Origin of the sequence: Pedococcus cremeus, assembly GCF_900111375.1 — a bacterium.
GTDB classification, from domain to species: domain Bacteria; phylum Actinomycetota; class Actinomycetes; order Actinomycetales; family Dermatophilaceae; genus Pedococcus_A; species Pedococcus_A cremeus.
Genome location: NZ_FOHB01000006.1, coordinates 103,902 through 118,158, shown reverse-complemented (window position 1 = coordinate 118,158; position 14,257 = coordinate 103,902). Strand labels below are relative to the sequence as shown.

Below are 14,257 nucleotides of genomic sequence, written 5' to 3'. Positions count from 1 at the left end.
GCTCAATGGGCTCATGGGGAGACGCGCGTGGTGGATGACGGCGACGTGGATGACGGCCTTCGCGGCCGTGCACGTCTACTGGGGCTTCGGTGGCACGGCGTTGCTGCCCGACGGCGTCTCGGTGCTCGACAGCCCGGCGATGTTCGTGGTCGACCTGGTCGCGATCCCGCTGTGCCTGGCCGGTGCGGCCCTGTCCTGGCTCCTGCGCCCGGACCAGCACCCGCGCCGGCTGCTCGGACGCCGGTGGCTGCTCTGGCCCGGCACCGTGGGCGCAGCGGTGATGCTGGCCCACGGCGTCACCGGCCTCGCCGTCGTGGCCGTGCCGTGGCTGGTCTCCGGTGAGGTCGTGGGGGAGGAGCGCTGGAGCCTGCTCTACGAGCCCTACTGGCTGCTGGGCGGGCTGCTCCTGGCGGTCACCGTGACCTGGTTCCGCGGTGCGGTGCGCCGGGCTCAGTCGCTCCAGCGGAACAGCCGCGAGGCGAGCACGGTGGCGACGATGCCCCAGGCCGCCATCACGAGCCACTCGCCGAGCAGCACCTGACCGTGCAGGAGGGCCGCGCGCAGGCTGTCGCCGAGGGCGGCGGACGGCAGCAGGGCCACCAGTGGCTCGAGGCTGTCGGGGAGGCGGTCTGTGGGCACCACGACGCCGCCGAGGGCGAGCAGGAGCACCCAGAGCAGGTTGGCCAGCGCCAGCACGCCCTCGGCGCGGACGGTGCCGCCCAGCAGCAGGGCGAGGGCCACGAAGGCCCACGTGCCGAGCAGCGTGGAGACGACCATCGCCGGTATGCCGCCCAGGCGCGGCTCCCAGCCCAGGGCCAGCCCCAGCGCGCCGATCACGACGTACTGCAGGACCACCACGGAGAGCACCGCGGCCGCCTTGCCGGCGAGCAGGCCGAGCCGGCCGAGCGGACTGGTGCCGAGCAGGCGCAGGACGCCGTAGCGCCGGTCGAAGCCGGTGGCGATGGCCACGCCGGTGAAGCCGGAGGAGATGACGCACAGCGCCAGGACGCCGGGCACGACGACGTCGACCCGGCGTCCCGCGCCCAGCGGGACGAACGAGGTGGTGACGAGGCCGACGAGCACCATCGCGGGCAGCACCAGGGCCACCAGCAGCTGCTCGCCGTTGCGCAGCATCGTGAGCGCCTCGAACCGGGCCTGGGCGACCACCCGCCGGGCCGGCGGGGCGGCGCGGTCGGGCGTCGCTGCGTTGGTCGAGGGCTCCTGGTTCACCGTGGGCTCCTGCGGGTGAGCTCGAAGTAGACGTTCTCCAGGGACCGGCCCGCCGTGATCTCCTCGCGGCTCCCGTGGGCCACCACGCGACCGTCGGCGACGATGACGATCTCGTCGGCGATGCGCTCGGCCTCCTCGAAGGAGTGCGTCGTCAGGACCACGGCGGCACCGCCGTCGGCGACCGAGCGCACGAGGTCCCAGACGTCGAGGCGGGCGTGCGGGTCGAGGCCCGCGCTGGGCTCGTCGAGGAACACGACGTCGGGTGACCCGACCAGCGCCGCGGCGAGGGCGACCCGCTGGCGCTGGCCGCCGGAGAGGCGGCGCACCGCGGTGCCGGCGAAGCGGTCGATGCCGAGCTGGGAGGCGAGGCCGTCGACGTCGCGGGGCGCGGCATACATCTGGGCCAGGTGGTGTAGCAGGGCGAGCGGGCGTGCGGAGTTGGGCAGCCCGCCGTCCTGGAGCATCACGCCGACGCGGGCCCGGTGGTCGGCGCCCGCGTGCCACGGGTCGGTGCCGAGGACGCGCACGGTGCCGGAGTCGGGCCGGCGCAGGCCCTCACAGCACTCGACCATCGTGGTCTTTCCGGCCCCGTTGGGCCCGAGCACGGCGGTGACCCGGCCCGGCTCGGCCTGCCAGGTGACCCCGTCGAGGGCGACGACGGACCCGAACTGCTTGCGGAGGTCGGTCACGACGACGGCTGCGGGCACGCCGAGAGTCTAGGTCTGCCGCCTCAGGCGGCGGGTGCCGGCCTGAGGTGGGGCGTTGGTGCCTGCCCGAACCGGCTCACGCCTGAGGTGCCTGCGGCGTTCCAGGTGTGGGCAGTTGCCCCATGTGGCGCCCCACCTCAGGCGCGCAGTGTTGAGGCATCACCGAAGGAGCACCCGATGAACCTCACCGCCCACCCCCTGACCGTCGCCGCGGAGCTCAGCTGGAAGCGCGAGAGCCTCTCCGGCTCATCGCTCCGCCCGCACCGGCGGCACCGCCGCCTGCAGTGGCCGACCTGGCGGCCGAGCCGCCCGCGCCGCACCAGCGGCACGCTGCGCCCCGCCTGACCAAGGCATCGCAGGGACCGGAGATCGCAGTGACCGGAGATAAGGCACCGCAGGAGCCGGAGATAAGGCACCTGCCCCATGTGGCCGGCCACCTCAGGCGAGCAGGCTCGACCACGAGCCCACCGGTCACCACCCCGGTCAGCACCACCACCACAACCACCACCACAACCACCACCACTGCCAAGGAGCACTCCATGTACGGAGACCCGCTGTTCATCAACGCCGAGCTCGCCTACCGCCGCGAGCTGTTCACCACCAGCACCGGCCGCGCCGCCGGTCGGCGCCACGGCCACCGGTTGGCCGAGCGCCTGCACGTCAGGCTGCCGCACCGCCACTCCACGCAGGTGCGACCCGCCTGACGGCACCGCGCCTGTCCGATGACCGCGACACTCCCCGCCCCCGGCCGTCAGCAGGGACTCCTGTCAGAGCACTCCGACATAATCTGCGGTGTGCCACTGGATGCCCCTGCTGGCGGCCTCTTCGTGGGTCGCGACGACGACTGCGAGCGGCTCGCGCGCCTGCTCGGGCTCGACGTGCCCGACGGCTCGCCGGCCCACGCCGGCATGGTCGTCCTCTCCGGCGACGCGGGCATCGGCAAGACCCGCCTGCTCAGCGAGGTCGCGGCCCGAGCCACCGCCCAGGGCTGGCGCGTGCTCGTCGGCCACTGCCTCGGCGAGGCCGGCAGCTCCCTTCCCTACCTCCCCTTCACCGAGATGCTCGGCCGGCTCGAGGCGACGGCCCCCGAGCAGGTCGATGCCGTCGTTGCGGCCCACCCCCACCTGGCACGCCTCTTCCCGAGCCGGCGCCGCGGCGGCGGGCTCGACGACGCGGGCACCCTCGACCGGGCCGACCTCGTCGAGGCCGTCCACGCGGCGCTGGAGGACCTCGCCCAGCACGGACCGGTGCTCGTGGTGGTCGAGGACGTGCACTGGGCCGACCAGAGCTCGCGCGACCTGCTGAGCCTCATCTTCACGCGCGGCTTCGACGGCCCGGTCTCCCTCGTCGCCTCCTACCGCAGCGACGACCTGCACCGGCGCCACCCGCTGCGCGCCACGCTGGCGCACTGGGCGCGGCTCGCCTCGGTGCAGCGCGTCGACCTGGCGCCGCTGGCCGACCGGCACGTCCGCGAGCTCGTCCGCGGGCTGGGCGGCACTGCGCTGGGGGAGTCGGAGGTCCAGGCGGTCGTCGACCGCGCCGAGGGCAACGCCTTCTTCGCCGAGGAGCTCGCCGCCGCCAGCGCGCTCGGGCACCCGGGCTCCACCGAGGACCTCTCCCGCCTGCTGCTGGTGCGCTTCGAACAGCTCGGGCCGACCGGCCAGCAGGTGGTGCGGATGGCGGCGGCCGCCGGGAGGCAGGTCTCCCACCGCATGCTCGCCTGCGTCGTCGGGCTCCCCGACACCGAGCTCGACCTCGCGGTCCGCGACGCGGTCGAGCACCACGTCCTCGTCCCGACCGACACCGGCGGCTACGCCTTCCGGCACGCCCTGCTCGCCGAGACCGTCTACGACGACCTGCTGCCGGGCGAGCGCGTGCGCGCCCACGAGCGGTATGCCGCGGCGCTGGCCGACGACCCGTCGCTGGGCACCTGGGCGGACCTGGCGCGGCACGCCCTCGCCGCCGGCGACCGCGAGCGGGCCCTCGACGCGAGCGTCCGGGCCGGAGACGCGGCGATGTCGGTCGGCGGCCCGGAGGAGGCGTGGCGCCACTTCAAGCAGGCCCTGGCCCTGCTGCCGGACGACCACCCCTCCGCCGACGCCGTGACCATCCGGGCCGCCGGTGCCGCCACCAGCACCGGGCGGGCCTACAAGGCGCTCGAGCTGCTGCAGGACCGGGTGGCTCGCCGTCCGGAGGGGATGGGCGACACCGCCCGTGCGGAGCTGCTCGGCGTGGTGGCCACCACCGCGCGGCTCACCGACAGCCCCCTCGACACCCTGGCCGTCACCAAGGAGGCGCTGGGACTCCTGCGTCCGGACGACCCGACGGCGCTGCGGGCCACCCTGTTGGCCGCGCACACGCAGGTGCTGGCCGACCGTGGCCGTGACGTCGAGGCCCAGCGTGCGGGCGACGAGGCGATCGCCCTGGCGGAGCAGGCCGACCTGCGCGACGTCGCCGACGAGGTGCGGGTGGTGCTGGCCAAGGTGCGCGAGCGCACCGGCAACCCGCAGGAGTCGCAGCAGGCGCTGGAGCGCATCCTCGCCGACCCGGCCCTGCGCGGGACCCCCGCGGCGACCCGGGCGCTGCACCACCTGGGGTCACTGCACCACCGAGCCGGGCGGCTCGCCCAGGCGCTCGAGGTCTACCAGCAGGGTGCCGCCCAGGCGCGCGCCACCGGCCGTGAGTGGGCGCCCTACGCCCTGGAGTGCCGCATGCTGGGCGGCATCGTCGCCTACGAGATCGGTGACTGGGTGCTGGCCGGGGAGATCCTGGCCCCCGATGGTGGTGAGGCGCCGATGATGGCCCGGGCCCTGCTCGACTCCGCGCTCCTGTACGTCGCAGCCGGTCGTGGGGACACGACCTCGCTCGACGTCGTCGCCAAGGTGCGCCGCTGGTGGGAGACCGAGAGCATGGTCGGCCTGCTGAGCGCCAGCGCGGCCATCGACCTGCACGGCAGCGCCGGCGACCTGCCCGCGGCCGTGGCCGTGCACGACGAGGTCGTGGCCCTGCTGAGCCGGGTGTGGCGCCCCCGCTTCCAGGCGCAGCTGCGCCTCAGCGCGCTCCTGCTCGGCCAGCTGGGCTGCCACGCGGCCACGGCCGCCGGCACCGAGCGGCAGGAGCTGCTCGTCCGCGGTGGGCAGCTCGCCGAGGTCGCCCGGCTGGTGTGGGAGGAGTCGGCGGCGTCCGGCAACGACGGCCCCGAGGCCCGAGCCTGGGCGGCGCGCGTCGAGGCTGAGCTGCTGCGGCTGCGCTGGCTCACCGGCGACGACCCGGGCCAGGACGCGCTGGTGACGGCGTGGACCGAGGCCGTGGCGCGCTTCGAGACCTACGGCCACGCCTACGAGACGGCCCGCTCACGGGCCCGCCTCGCCGCGGTCCTGTCCGCCGGCGGAGACGGCCGCGCCGACGATGAGGCTGCCGCGGCGCACGACGTCGCTGCGCGGCTCGGCGCCCGGCCTCTGCTGGACGAGCTGCGACCGCTCCTGCGGCACGGAGCCGGCCGGGTGGGGGCCCGTGAGGCTGCGACCAGGCCGGGGGAGCACCTCACCCCCCGCGAGCGCGAGATCCTCTCCCTGGTGGCCCTCGGGCGCAGCAACAAGCAGATCGGCACCCAGCTGTTCATCAGCGCCAAGACGGCCAGCGTGCACGTCTCGAACATCATGGCCAAGCTGGGCGCGACCGGCCGGGGCGAGGCCGTCGCGGTGGCCCGCCAGCGCGGTCTGCTCGACTGAGCCCGTGCCTCCGAGGCCGCCGCCCCTGCTGCGCGCTACCAGCCCCGGAGCACCCTTTGCCCGGGTTAGGTGGACCTTCCTTTCCACCCGCGGGGTTAATTACGTAACATCGCTGTTGTGTTTATCGCCGGAGACGAGCGCCAGGACGCCGCGGCCCAGCCGCAGGCCCTGGAGTCGCGCACGCGCGACCGGGTGCTCCAGGCGATCAGCGAGCGCGGGCCCATCACGGCCGGCGTGCTCGCCGACCAGCTCGGGCTGACCGCCGCCGCCGTCCGCCGCCACCTCGACAACCTCGTCGAGCTCGGCCTCATCACCGGCCGCGAGGCCGCCGCGGGCAACCGTGGCCGGGGCCGTCCGGCCCGTGCCTACGTCGTCAGCGACGCCGGCCACCAGTCCCTCGAGTCCGACTACGACCACCTGGCCACCGAGGCCCTGCGCTTCCTCGCCGACGCGGCGGGGGAGGAGGCCGTGACCCGGTTCGCCCAGCAGCGCGTCGCCGAGCTCGAGGAGCGGTATGCCGCCGAGCTCGCCGAGGCGGGCTCGGACCGGCAGGCTCGTACGGCAGCCCTGGTGAAGGCCCTGACGCGTGACGGCTTCGCGGCCTCGGCCCGCCCCGTGGGGGATGCCGGCAGCCCCGGCGCCCTGACCGGCATACAGCTGTGCCAGGGGCACTGCCCCGTGCAGCACGTGGCGCGGGAATTTCCCCAGTTCTGTGACGCTGAAACAGATGCGTTCTCGCGCCTGCTGGGCGTGCACGTCCAGCGGCTGGCGACGCTCGCGCACGGCGACCACGTCTGCACCACCTTCGTCCCCACGCCGACCGTGCGCGCCGCCGGGCCGGCACCGGCCAGCACGCGCACGGCCACGACCCGCACGACCATGGCACGGGGCACCCGCCCGGCCAGAACGACCACCCACACCGCAGAAACCACGAAAGGGTCCACGCGATGAGCACCATCGAAGAGCTGAACCCAGGTCTGAAGGACCTCGGTCGCTACGAGTACGGCTGGGCTGACAGCGACACCGCTGGCTCCTCCGCTCGGCGTGGCCTCAACGAGGACGTCGTTCGCGACATCTCCGGCCGGAAGGGCGAGCCGGAGTGGATGCTCAACCTCCGCCTGAAGTCGCTGCGGCTGTTCGGCAAGAAGCCGATGCCGAGCTGGGGCTCGGACCTGTCGGGCATCGACTTCCAGAACATCAAGTACTTCGTGAAGTCCACCGAGAAGCAGGCGACCACCTGGGACGAGCTGCCCGAGGACATCAAGAACACCTACGACCGGCTCGGCATCCCGGAGGCGGAGAAGCAGCGCCTCATCGCGGGCGTCGCGGCCCAGTACGAGTCGGAGGTCGTCTACCACCAGATCCGCGAGGACCTGGAGGAGAAGGGCGTCATCTTCGTCGACACCGACACCGGCCTGCGCGAGCACGAGGACCTGTTCCGCGAGTACTTCGCCAGCGTCATCCCGGCCGGTGACAACAAGTTCGCCTCGCTGAACACCGCCGTGTGGTCGGGCGGCTCGTTCATCTACGTCCCGCCGGGCGTGCACGTCGACATCCCGCTGCAGGCCTACTTCCGGATCAACACCGAGAACATGGGTCAGTTCGAGCGGACGCTGATCATCGCCGACGAGGGCTCCTACGTGCACTACGTCGAGGGCTGCACCGCGCCGATCTACAAGTCCGACTCGCTGCACTCCGCGGTCGTCGAGATCGTCGTGAAGAAGAACGCCCGGGTCCGCTACACGACCATCCAGAACTGGTCGAACAACGTGTACAACCTGGTCACCAAGCGGGCCACCGCCGCCGAGGGCGCCACCATGGAGTGGATCGACGGCAACATCGGCTCCAAGGTCACCATGAAGTACCCGGCCGTGTTCCTGCTCGGCGAGCACGCGAAGGGCGAGACCCTGTCGATCGCGTTCGCCGGCGAGGGCCAGCACCAGGACGCCGGCTCCAAGATGGTCCACGCCGCCCCCAACACCTCCTCGACGATCGTGTCGAAGTCGGTGGCCCGTGGCGGTGGCCGCACCTCCTACCGCGGCCTGGTCCAGATCATGGAGGGCGCGCACGGCTCGAAGAGCTCGGTGGTCTGTGACGCGCTGCTGGTCGACAACATCAGCCGCTCCGACACCTACCCGTACGTCGACATCCGCGAGGACGACGTGAAGATGGGCCACGAGGCGACCGTCTCGAAGGTGTCCGAGGACCAGCTGTTCTACCTGATGTCCCGCGGCCTCACCGAGGAGGAGGCCATGGCGATGATCGTGCGCGGCTTCGTCGAGCCCATCGCGCGCGAGCTGCCCATGGAGTACGCCCTCGAGCTGAACCGCCTGATCGAGCTGCAGATGGAAGGAGCCGTCGGCTGATGAGCCTTCTGGCAGACAAGCCCCGCCCCACCGAGGGAGCGCACACGCACTCCGCGGAGACGATGGTCCCCGACCAGTCCCGTGCCGAGCGCAAGACCTCGTATGCCGTGGCGGACTTCCCGGTTCCCGGTGGCCGTGAGGAGGACTGGCGTTTCACCCCCGTGGACCGGCTCTCCGGCCTGTTCGCCGAGGAGGGCAGCGCCGAGCGCGCGGTCACGGTGGAGTCCGAGGCGCCCGAGGGCGTCGAGCTGCTCAGCCTGCCGATGGACGACGAGCGCGTGGGCAGCGCCTACCGCCCGGCCGACCGCGCCGCGGTCACCGCATGGGCGGGCACCGAGCGTGCCCTGTACGTCGGGATCGCCAAGGAGGCCGAGCTCGACGCCCCGGTCCTCGTGCGGCTCACCGGCACCGGTGCGGGCCGGGGCAACGGCCACACGGTCATCGAGGCCGGCCGGCACAGCCGCGCCACCGTCGTGCTCCAGCACTCGGGCTCCGCACAGCACAACGCCGGTGTCGAGGTGCGCGTCGGCGACGGCGCGGACCTGACCGTCGTCAGCGTGCAGGAGTGGGACGACGACGCGATCCACGTCGCGCAGCACGACGCGCTGATCGGTCGTGACGCCCACCTCAAGCACGTCGTGGTCACCCTCGGCGGCGAGATCGTGCGGGTGTCGACCAACGCCCGCTACGCCGGCCCGGGTGGCTCGTTCGAGGGCCTCGGGGTCTACTTCGCCGACGCCGGCCAGCACCAGGAGCACCGCCTGTTCGTCGACCACGAGGCGCCGCACTGCACCTCCAACGTCGAGTACAAGGGCGCCCTGCAGGGCGACACCGCCCACACCGTCTGGGTCGGCGACGTCCTGATCCGCGCGGCGGCCGAGGGCACCGACACCTACGAGCTCAACCGCAACCTGGTCCTCACCGAGGGTGCCCGCGCCGACTCGGTGCCCAACCTCGAGATCGAGACCGGCGAGATCATCGGTGCCGGCCACGCCTCGGCGACCGGCCGCTTCGACGACGAGCAGCTGTTCTACCTGCAGTCGCGCGGCATCGACGAGGCTGCCGCCCGCCGCTTGGTCGTGCGTGGCTTCTTCGCCAGCATCATCGGCCGCATCGGTGTGCCCGAGGTGCAGGAGCACCTCATGGCGGCCATCGACGTCGAGCTCGAGGGCGTGGAGGGCGCTGCGGTTGCGCAGGAGGCCGACGACAGCGAGGGCGCCGCGTGAGCGCCGCCGCCGAGAAGGTCGAGGACGGTGTCGACTTCGTGAGGGTCTGCCGCGTCGACGAGCTGCCTGCCTTCGGGGCGGCCGCGGCCGACATCTACGGCCAGGTCGTGGCGATCGTGCGGACCAAGGAGGGCGAGCTGTACGCGCTCGACGACACCTGCAGCCACGCGAACGTCTCGCTCTCCGAGGGCGAGCTCGACGACCACACCCTCGAGTGCTGGCTGCACGGCTCCCGGTTCGACATCCGCACCGGTGAGCCCTCCGGCCCGCCCGCCACCGTCCCCGTCAACGTCTACCCGGTGAGGGTCGAGGACGACGAGGTCTACGTCGGCACGACCCCCCTGAACTCCTGAGAACGAGAGAGATACCTGATGAGCACGCTTGAGATCCGCGACCTGCACGTCACCGTCGAGACGGAGAACGGCACCAAGGAGATCCTCCGCGGCGTCGACCTCACCGTGAAGTCCGGCGAGACCCACGCGATCATGGGCCCGAACGGCTCGGGCAAGTCGACGCTGGCCTACTCGATCGCCGGCCACCCGAAGTACACGATCACCGCCGGCACCGTCACCCTCGACGGCGAGGACGTCCTCGCGATGAGCGTCGACGAGCGCGCCCGCGCCGGCCTGTTCCTCGCGATGCAGTACCCCGTCGAGGTCCCCGGCGTGACCGTCTCCAACTTCCTGCGCACCGCCAAGACCGCGGTCGAGGGCGAGGCCCCCAAGCTGCGCACCTGGGTCAAGGACGTCAAGGAGGCCATGGGCAACCTGCGCATGGACCCGGCGTTCGCCGAGCGCAACGTCAACGAGGGCTTCTCCGGCGGTGAGAAGAAGCGCCACGAGATCCTGCAGATGGAGCTCCTGAAGCCGAAGATCGCCGTGCTCGACGAGACCGACTCCGGCCTCGACGTCGACGCGCTGCGCATCGTCTCCGAGGGCGTGAACCGGGCCAAGGACAACACCGACGTGGGTGTCCTGCTGATCACGCACTACACGCGGATCCTGCGCTACATCAAGCCCGACTTCGTGCACGTGTTCGTCGAGGGCCGCGTCGTCGAGGAGGGTGGCTCCGAGCTGGCCGACCGCCTCGAGGCCGAGGGCTACGACCGCTTCCTGGCGGCGAACGCCTGAGCAGGCGACACCCGGCACCAGCACCAACGGCAGGGAACACGGAGACCGTCACGATGACCGCAGCGCCGTTCAGCGCGGGGGAGTCGGCCCGCATCAGGGCCGACTTCCCGATCCTGTCGCGCACCGTGCGTGACGGGAAGCCGCTGGTCTACCTCGACTCCGGTGCGACCTCGCACCGGGTGGCGCGGGCGCTCGACGCCGAGCGCTCCTACGCCGAGGAGGTCAACGCCGCCGTGCACCGGGGCGCGCACCAGCTCTCGGAGGAGGCGACCGACCGCTACGAGGCGGCTCGTGCCGCCATCGCCGGTTTCGCCGGCGGACGGGACGACGAGGTGGTCTTCACCAAGAACGCCACGGAGTCGCTGAACCTGGTGGCCTACGCGTTCTCGAACTCCGTTGCCGGACAGGCCAAGGACCCGCGCCTCGGGCTGCGCGAGGGCGACGAGGTGCTCGTCACCGAGATGGAGCACCACGCCAACCTGGTGCCGTGGCAGGAGCTGTGCCGCCGCACGGGTGCGACGCTGCGGTGGGTCCCCGTGACCGACGAGGGGCGCCTCGACCTCACCGACCTCGGCAGCCTGCTGACCGAGCGCACCAAGGTCTTCGCGTTCACGCACGTCTCCAACGTGCTGGGCACGGTCAACCCTGTGCGCGAGCTCACCGCGGCGGCGAAGGCGGTCGGCGCGCTCACCGTGCTCGACGCCTGCCAGAGCGCCCCGCACCTGCCGCTCGACGTCGGCGACCTCGGTGTCGACCTCGCGGCGTTCTCCGGGCACAAGATGTTCGGCCCGACCGGCGTCGGCGTGCTCTGGGGCCGCTACGAGCTGCTCGAGCAGATGCCGCCGTTCATCACCGGCGGCTCGATGATCGAGACGGTGCGGATGGAGGGCAGCACGTATGCCGCGCCGCCGCAGCGTTTCGAGGCCGGCTCGCCCAACGTGATGCAGGCCGTCGGGCTCGGTGCCGCCGTCGAGTACCTCGAGGAGCTGGGGATGGACCGCGTCGCGGCACACGACCACGTGCTGACCGAGGCGCTTCTCGACGGCCTCGCCCAGCGCCCGTGGATCCGCGTCGTCGGCCCCACGGACACGACCGACCGCGTCGGAGCCGTCTCGTTCGTCGTCGACGGCGTGCACGCCCACGACGTGGGCCAGGTGCTCGACGACCAGGGCGTCGCCGTCCGGGTCGGCCACCACTGCGCCTGGCCGCTGCACCGCCGCTTCAGGGTGACGGCGACCGCGCGCGCCAGCTTCGCGGCATACAACACCCTGGATGAGGTCGCAGTGCTGCTCGGCGCCCTCGACCGGGTGCCCTCGGTGTTCGGGGTGGCGGTCTGAGTGGACCTCTACCAGGAGCTCATCCTCGAGCACAGCAAGCGCCCGCACCACGCCGGGCTCCGCGAGCCGTACGACGCCGAGGTGCACCACGTGAACCCCACCTGCGGTGACGAGGTGACGCTGCGCGTGCACGTCGAGGGGACCGGCCGCGACGCGGTGGTCCGCGACGTCTCGTACGACACCCTAGGCTGCTCGATCTCGACGGCGTCGACGTCGGTGCTCGCCGACGAGGTCATCGGCCACACCGTCGACGAGGCGCTGCGCACCCACGAGGCGATGCGCTCGATGCTCACCTCCAGAGGCACCGACCCCGGTGACGAGGAGCAGATCGGCGACGGCGTCGCGTTCGCCGGAGTCGCGAAGTACCCCGCCCGCGTGAAGTGCGCCCTACTGGGATGGATGGCCTTCACCGACGCGTTGAACCGCTCAGGTGTCGATAACAGCACCGGCGCGACCGACCCCACCACCGACCTCTCACCCGAGACTCCGCTCTCGCCCGCAACCCAAGGAGAGACAGCATGACCGACACGCAGCAGCTGCCCGCGAACGTCGCAGACGTCGAGGAGGCCATGCGCGATGTCGTCGACCCCGAGCTCGGGATCAACGTCGTGGACCTCGGGCTCGTCTACGGCATCACCGTCGACGCACAGAACCACGCCGTCATCGACATGACGCTCACCAGCGCCGCCTGCCCGCTCACCGACGTCATCGAGGACCAGACCGACCAGGCGTTGCAGGGTCTCGTCGCGTCCTACCGGGTGAACTGGGTCTGGATGCCGCCGTGGGGCCCGGACAAGATCACCGACGACGGCCGCGAGCAGCTCCGCGCCCTGGGCTTCAACCTCTGAGCCTGTTCGGCTCCTGAGCCCTTCGAGCCTGCGCCCGTGACCCGACGCCTGTGACCCGATGCCTGGAGATCGCGCCGGAGCGGATCGGCCGCTGGCTCGACGGCTTCGCCGAGCGACACGACGGCGCCCGCCTCACCGAGGAGGGCGCCGTCGTGCGTGCCGAGGGCGGCGACGGCGCGGTGGCGGTGGGCACCTCCTTCCCGCACGACCCGCTCGGCGTGGTGCTCCTGCGCAGGGGCGGGTATGCCGTCGGGCTGGCCAGGGACGGCCGGCTCACCGCCCACAAGTGCGGCACGAGGTACGTGCAGTCGCGCACCGCCGCCGGGGGCTGGTCGCAGCAGCGGTTCGCCCGGAGACGGGGCAACCAGGCCGACGAGCTGGTCCGGGCGGTCTCCGACCACGTCCTGCGCCTGCTGCCCGCCGGCGCAGGACTGCGGGGGATGGTGGTCGGGGGAGACCGGGCCCTCGTGCGTGACGTGCTCGCCGACCCGCGGCTCGGCCACCTCGTCGACCTGCCTCGGCGTGAGCTCTACGACGTGCCCGACCCCAGGCTCGCGGTGCTGCAGGAGGCCGTGCGGCGGGGCCGCGCGGTGTGGGTCGACCTCGACGAGCCCGACACGTCCGGCTAGGACCTCAGCCGAGCGAGGTCGCCGCGAAGGTGTCGCAGGCGTTGAGGTCGCCCTTCTGGTAACCGGTGAGGAACCACTTCTGCCGCTCCGCGGCCGAGCCGTGGGTCCACGACTCGGGGTTGACCCGGCCCTGCGTCTTCTGCTGGATCCGGTCGTCGCCCACGGCGGACGCGGCCGAGAGCGCGGACTTGATGTCCGACTCGGTGAGCGGCTTGAGGTACGTCGTGCCGTTGGCGTCCTTGGTGTTCGCGGCGTGGTTGGCCCAGACCCCGGCGAGGCAGTCGGCCATCAGCTCGGTCCTGACGCTGCCGCTCTCGGCGCCCTGGGGGTCCTGCTGGGCGCGGTCGAGCAGGCCCAGGAGGTCCTGGATGTGGTGGCCGTACTCGTGGGCCACGACGTACTCCTGCGCCAGGGCACCGGCATCGGAGCCGAACTGCTGGGTGAGGATCGAGAAGAAGCTGGCGTCGATGTAGACCTTCTGGTCCAGCGGGCAGTAGAACGGGCCGACCTGGTTGGAGGCGGTGCCGCACGCCGACTGCTCCGAGCCCTGGTAGATGACGGTCTTCGCGGGCGTGTAGTCCTTGCCGTACCGCTTGAGCTCGTCACCCCAGTAGGCCTGCACGGAGTTGACCGTGCCGACGATCCGGCAGGTGTCGCTGCGGTTGGCGTCGGCGCCGGTCTTGCACTGCGCGATCGCGCTGTTGTCCACCGAGCCGCCGCTCTCGACCTGGCTGTTGGCGGTGTCGGTGCCGGTGCCGGGCAGGTCCGAGGGGTTGATGCCGAAGATGAGGGCGACGATCAGCAGGATGATGCCGCCGAGGCCGCCACCGATGACCATGCCTCCGCGGCCACCACCACCGCCGCCGCCGGACACCTGACCGGTGTCGAGCTGGACGTTGTCGTTGAAGCTCAATCGGACCTCCGTGGAGCATGGGCGTGGCGGGCTCGGCCCGTGAACTCTCGTAGACTAGGAATCTCAGCCCCTCAGCGGCGCAACCGCAACTGATGCGAGCGCCTGCCGCCCGTCCGCGGGCAGTGTGGCACCCGAGTCGA

The 14,257-nt window shown here is 72.2% G+C and carries 16 protein-coding genes; 13 read left to right on the top strand and 3 right to left on the bottom strand.

Features of this window, described 5'->3' with window-relative positions:
- The first annotated feature begins 13 nt into the window (after nucleotides 1-13).
- Entirely contained in the window at nucleotides 14-541 is a 528-nt protein-coding gene (locus BMW78_RS13020; protein WP_177180384.1) for a DUF3995 domain-containing protein, read from the top strand.
- Here the strand turns inward: BMW78_RS13020 and BMW78_RS13015 are convergent.
- Nucleotides 451-1,230, bottom strand: a complete 780-nt coding sequence (locus tag BMW78_RS13015; protein ID WP_281247086.1) for an ABC transporter permease — start codon at nucleotides 1,228-1,230, stop codon at nucleotides 451-453. The two genes, BMW78_RS13020 and BMW78_RS13015, sit on opposite strands and share 91 nt — an antisense overlap.
- A complete protein-coding gene (locus tag BMW78_RS13010) occupies nucleotides 1,227-1,937 on the bottom strand; it encodes an ABC transporter ATP-binding protein (RefSeq protein WP_091760429.1) in 711 nt (236 codons plus the stop codon). The genes BMW78_RS13015 and BMW78_RS13010 overlap by 4 nt, the downstream gene beginning before the upstream one ends.
- 177 nt (nucleotides 1,938-2,114) lie before the next feature.
- Between BMW78_RS13010 and BMW78_RS20850 the strand changes: the two genes are divergently transcribed.
- The 12 genes from BMW78_RS20850 to BMW78_RS12955 all read left to right on the top strand — a co-directional run bounded on the left by BMW78_RS20850 (nucleotide 2,115) and on the right by BMW78_RS12955 (nucleotide 13,204).
- On the top strand, nucleotides 2,115-2,282 hold the full coding sequence (locus tag BMW78_RS20850; RefSeq protein WP_177180383.1) for a hypothetical protein: 168 nt from the start codon (nucleotides 2,115-2,117) through the stop codon (nucleotides 2,280-2,282).
- Nucleotides 2,283-2,476: 194 nt separating this feature from the next.
- Nucleotides 2,477-2,641 (top strand): hypothetical protein, encoded by a 165-nt coding sequence (locus BMW78_RS20845; RefSeq protein ID WP_177180382.1) that lies wholly within the window; start codon nucleotides 2,477-2,479, stop codon nucleotides 2,639-2,641.
- A 90-nt stretch (nucleotides 2,642-2,731) separates the two neighbouring features.
- A complete protein-coding gene (locus BMW78_RS13000) occupies nucleotides 2,732-5,668 on the top strand; it encodes a helix-turn-helix transcriptional regulator (RefSeq protein ID WP_177180381.1) in 2,937 nt (978 codons plus the stop codon).
- Nucleotides 5,669-5,785: 117 nt separating this feature from the next.
- Nucleotides 5,786-6,619, top strand: coding sequence for a helix-turn-helix transcriptional regulator (locus tag BMW78_RS12995; protein ID WP_245735838.1), 834 nt, complete (start codon nucleotides 5,786-5,788; stop codon nucleotides 6,617-6,619).
- On the top strand, nucleotides 6,616-8,034 hold the full coding sequence (gene sufB, locus BMW78_RS12990; protein WP_091760420.1) for a Fe-S cluster assembly protein SufB: 1,419 nt from the start codon (nucleotides 6,616-6,618) through the stop codon (nucleotides 8,032-8,034). Before BMW78_RS12995 ends, sufB begins: the two co-directional genes overlap by 4 nt.
- Nucleotides 8,034-9,260 carry a Fe-S cluster assembly protein SufD gene (sufD, locus tag BMW78_RS12985; RefSeq protein ID WP_091760418.1) on the top strand — a complete coding sequence of 409 codons (1,227 nt, stop codon included), beginning with the start codon at nucleotides 8,034-8,036 and terminating at the stop codon, nucleotides 9,258-9,260. Before sufB ends, sufD begins: the two co-directional genes overlap by 1 nt.
- Nucleotides 9,257-9,613, top strand: coding sequence for a non-heme iron oxygenase ferredoxin subunit (locus BMW78_RS12980; protein WP_091760415.1), 357 nt, complete (start codon nucleotides 9,257-9,259; stop codon nucleotides 9,611-9,613). Before sufD ends, BMW78_RS12980 begins: the two co-directional genes overlap by 4 nt.
- Nucleotides 9,614-9,631: 18 nt before the next feature.
- Nucleotides 9,632-10,390 (top strand): Fe-S cluster assembly ATPase SufC, encoded by a 759-nt coding sequence (sufC, locus tag BMW78_RS12975; RefSeq protein WP_091760414.1) that lies wholly within the window; start codon nucleotides 9,632-9,634, stop codon nucleotides 10,388-10,390.
- A 53-nt stretch (nucleotides 10,391-10,443) separates the two neighbouring features.
- Nucleotides 10,444-11,727, top strand: coding sequence for a SufS family cysteine desulfurase (locus BMW78_RS12970; RefSeq protein WP_091760411.1), 1,284 nt, complete (start codon nucleotides 10,444-10,446; stop codon nucleotides 11,725-11,727).
- Complete coding sequence (gene sufU, locus BMW78_RS12965) at nucleotides 11,728-12,249, top strand: Fe-S cluster assembly sulfur transfer protein SufU (RefSeq protein WP_091760409.1); 522 nt, start codon at nucleotides 11,728-11,730, stop codon at nucleotides 12,247-12,249.
- Entirely contained in the window at nucleotides 12,246-12,575 is a 330-nt protein-coding gene (locus BMW78_RS12960) for a metal-sulfur cluster assembly factor (RefSeq protein ID WP_091760406.1), read from the top strand. The genes sufU and BMW78_RS12960 overlap by 4 nt, the downstream gene beginning before the upstream one ends.
- 50 nt (nucleotides 12,576-12,625) lie before the next feature.
- On the top strand, nucleotides 12,626-13,204 hold the full coding sequence (locus BMW78_RS12955; RefSeq protein WP_091760403.1) for an acVLRF1 family peptidyl-tRNA hydrolase: 579 nt from the start codon (nucleotides 12,626-12,628) through the stop codon (nucleotides 13,202-13,204).
- A gap of 4 nt (nucleotides 13,205-13,208) precedes the next feature.
- Here BMW78_RS12955 and ypfJ read toward each other — a convergent pair whose 3' ends face one another.
- Complete coding sequence (ypfJ, locus tag BMW78_RS12950; RefSeq protein WP_091760399.1) at nucleotides 13,209-14,117, bottom strand: KPN_02809 family neutral zinc metallopeptidase; 909 nt, start codon at nucleotides 14,115-14,117, stop codon at nucleotides 13,209-13,211.
- Between the last annotated feature and the right edge of the window lie 140 nt (nucleotides 14,118-14,257).

Bases quoted from the DNA above. Each gene is read 5' to 3' on its own strand.
- BMW78_RS13020 (WP_177180384.1), top strand. From the start codon at position 14: ATGGGGAGACGCGCGTGGTGGATGACGGCGACGTGGATGACGGCCTTC.
- BMW78_RS12960 (WP_091760406.1), top strand. From the start codon at position 12,246: ATGACCGACACGCAGCAGCTGCCCGCGAACGTCGCAGACGTCGAGGAG.
- sufB (WP_091760420.1), top strand. From the start codon at position 6,616: ATGAGCACCATCGAAGAGCTGAACCCAGGTCTGAAGGACCTCGGTCGC.
- BMW78_RS20845 (WP_177180382.1), top strand. From the start codon at position 2,477: ATGTACGGAGACCCGCTGTTCATCAACGCCGAGCTCGCCTACCGCCGC.
- BMW78_RS20850 (WP_177180383.1), top strand. From the start codon at position 2,115: ATGAACCTCACCGCCCACCCCCTGACCGTCGCCGCGGAGCTCAGCTGG.
- BMW78_RS12970 (WP_091760411.1), top strand. From the start codon at position 10,444: ATGACCGCAGCGCCGTTCAGCGCGGGGGAGTCGGCCCGCATCAGGGCC.
- sufC (WP_091760414.1), top strand. From the start codon at position 9,632: ATGAGCACGCTTGAGATCCGCGACCTGCACGTCACCGTCGAGACGGAG.
- sufD (WP_091760418.1), top strand. From the start codon at position 8,034: ATGAGCCTTCTGGCAGACAAGCCCCGCCCCACCGAGGGAGCGCACACG.